This window comes from Streptomyces diacarni (assembly GCF_003323715.1).
In the GTDB taxonomy this organism is placed as follows: Bacteria; Actinomycetota; Actinomycetes; order Streptomycetales; family Streptomycetaceae; genus Streptomyces; species Streptomyces diacarni.
This window is the reverse complement of sequence record NZ_QOIN01000072.1, coordinates 1-3,236: the sequence shown is the minus strand read 5'-3', so window position 1 is coordinate 3,236 and position 3,236 is coordinate 1. Positions and strand designations below refer to the sequence as shown.

1 rRNA gene is annotated in these 3,236 nt (G+C 57.2%); it reads left to right on the top strand.

The annotated features are described in order from the left end of the window. Window positions 1-76 precede the first annotated feature (76 nt). Window positions 77-3,201, top strand: a 23S ribosomal RNA gene (locus DTL70_RS32425). The last annotated feature ends 35 nt before the right edge of the window (window positions 3,202-3,236 follow it).

Genomic DNA, 3,236 nt, shown 5'->3' with positions numbered 1-3,236 from the left:
ACTTGCGGGTTGTGCCTGTGGGGTGGTGGGTGGCTGGTTGTTGTTTGAGAACTGCACAGTGGACGCGAGCATCTGTGGCCAAGTTTTTAAGGGCGCACGGTGGATGCCTTGGCACCAGGAACCGATGAAGGACGTGGGAGGCCGCGATAGACCCCGGGGAGTTGTCAACCGAGCTGTGATCCGGGGGTGTCCGAATGGGGGAACCCGGCAGTCGTCATGGGCTGTCACCTGCCGCTGAATGTATAGGCGGTGTGGAGGGAACGCGGGGAAGTGAAACATCTCAGTACCCGTAGGAAGAGAAAACAACCGTGATTCCGGGAGTAGTGGTGAGCGAAACCGGAGGAGGCTAAACCGTATGTGTGTGAGACCCGGCAGGGGTTGCGCATGCGGGGTTGTGGGAGCTTTCTGTCATGGTCTGCCGGCCATGAGGCGAGTGAGAAACCGTTGATGTAGGCGAAGGGCATGCGAAAGGCCCGGCGTAGAGGGTAAGACCCCCGTAGCTGAAATGTCAGCGGCTCGTTTGGGAGCCACCCAAGTAGCATGGGGCCCGAGAAATCCTGTGTGAATCTGGCGGGACCACCCGTTAAGCCTAAATATTCCCTGGTGACCGATAGCGGATAGTACCGTGAGGGAATGGTGAAAAGTACCGCGGGAGCGGAGTGAAAGAGTACCTGAAACCGTGTGCCTACAAGCCGTGGGAGCGTCGCATCACATGCTTGCATGTGGTGTCGTGACTGCGTGCCTTTTGAAGAATGAGCCTGCGAGTTTGCGGCATGTTGCGAGGTTAACCCGTGTGGGGGAGCCGTAGCGAAAGCGAGTCCGAAGAGGGCGTTGAGTAGCGTGTTCAAGACCCGAAGCGGAGTGATCTAGCCATGGGCAGGGTGAAGCGGAGGTAAGACTTCGTGGAGGCCCGAACCCACCAGGGTTGAAAACCTGGGGGATGACCTGTGGTTAGGGGTGAAAGGCCAATCAAACTCCGTGATAGCTGGTTCTCCCCGAAATGCATTTAGGTGCAGCGTCGTGTGTTTCTTGCCGGAGGTAGAGCACTGGATAGGCGATGGGCCTTACCGGGTTACTGACCTTAGCCAAACTCCGAATGCCGGTAAGTGAGAGCGCGGCAGTGAGACTGTGGGGGATAAGCTCCATGGTCGAGAGGGAAACAGCCCAGAGCATCGACTAAGGCCCCTAAGCGTGTGCTAAGTGGGAAAGGATGTGGAGTCGCAGAGACAACCAGGAGGTTGGCTTAGAAGCAGCCATCCTTGAAAGAGTGCGTAATAGCTCACTGGTCAAGTGATTCCGCGCCGACAATGTAGCGGGGCTCAAGTACACCGCCGAAGTCGTGTCACTCACATGGGAGCCCTAACGGGTGTGTGGGTGGGTAGGGGAGCGTCGTGTGCCGGGTGAAGCAGCCGTGGAAGCGAGTTGTGGATGGTTCACGAGTGAGAATGCAGGCATGAGTAGCGATACATGCGTGAGAAACGTGTGCGCCGATTGACTAAGGGTTCCTGGGTCAAGCTGATCTGCCCAGGGTAAGTCGGGACCTAAGGCGAGGCCGACAGGCGTAGTCGATGGAGAACCGGTTGATATTCCGGTACCCGTTATGCAGCGATCAACATCGAGTCAGGTGATGCTAAGTCCGTGAAGCCGCCCTGAGCTCTTCGGAGTGTAGGGGAGTGGTGGAGCCGACGGTCCGAGTCTGTAGTAGGTGAGTGATGGGGTGACGCAGTGAGGTAGTCCATCCCGGGCGGTGGTTGTCCCGGGGTAAGGGTGTAGCCCGGTGTGTAGGTAAATCCGTGCACCGTTGAAGGGTGAGACCTGATGCCGAGCCGTTTGTGGTGAAGTGGATGATCCTGTGCTGTCGAGAAAAGCCTCTAGCGAGGTGTGTGGCGGCCCGTACCCTAAACCGACTCAGGTGGTCTGGTAGAGAATACCGAGGCGTTCGGGTGAACTATGGTTAAGGAACTCGGCAAAATGCCCCCGTAACTTCGGGAGAAGGGGGGCCATTTCTGGTGATCACCTTTTCGGTGTGAGCTGGGGGTGGCCGCAGAGACCAGCGAGAAGCGACTGTTTACTAAAAACACAGGTCCGTGCGAAGCCGTAAGGCGAGGTATACGGACTGACGCCTGCCCGGTGCTGGAACGTTAAGGGGACCGGTTAGTCACATTTCGGTGTGGTGAAGCTGAGAACTTAAGCGCCAGTAAACGGCGGTGGTAACTATAACCATCCTAAGGTAGCGAAATTCCTTGTCGGGTAAGTTCCGACCTGCACGAATGGCGTAACGACTTCTTGACTGTCTCAACCATAGACCCGGTGAAATTGCACTACGAGTAAAGATGCTCGTTTCGCGCAGCAGGACGGAAAGACCCCGGGACCTTTACTATAGCTTGATATTGGTGTTCGGTTCGGCTTGTGTAGGATAGGTGGGAGACTGTGATGCGGGCACGCCAGTGTTCGTGGAGTCGTTGTTGAAATACCACTCTGGTCGTGCTGGATGTCTAACCTGGGTCCGTGATCCGGATCGGGGACAGTGTCTGGTGGGTAGTTTAACTGGGGCGGTTGCCTCCTAAATGGTAACGGAGGCGCCCAAAGGTTCCCTCAGCCTGGTTGGTCATCAGGTGGTGAGTGTAAGTGCACAAGGGAGCTTGACTGTGAGACTGACGGGTCGAGCAGGGACGAAAGTCGGGACTAGTGATCCGGCGGTGGCTTGTGGAAGCGCCGTCGCTCAACGGATAAAAGGTACCCCGGGGATAACAGGCTGATCTTCCCCAAGAGTCCATATCGACGGGATGGTTTGGCACCTCGATGTCGGCTCGTCGCATCCTGGGGCTGGAGTCGGTCCCAAGGGTTGGGCTGTTCGCCCATTAAAGCGGTACGCGAGCTGGGTTTAGAACGTCGTGAGACAGTTCGGTCCCTATCCGCTGCGCGCGTTGGAGTCTTGAGAAGGGCTGTCCCTAGTACGAGAGGACCGGGACGGACGGACCTCTGGTGTGCCAGTTGTTCTGCCAAGGGCATGGCTGGTTGGCTACGTTCGGGAAGGATAACCGCTGAAAGCATCTAAGCGGGAAGCCTGCTTCGAGATGAGGACTCCTGCCTCCTTTGAGAGGGTAAGGCTCCCTGGAGATGACGGGGTTGATAGGCCGGATCTGGAAGCCCAGTAATGGGTGGAGGTGACCGGTACTAATAGGCCGAGGGCTTGTCCATAGAGGCTCGCGTCCACTGTGTTGGTTCTGAGACAA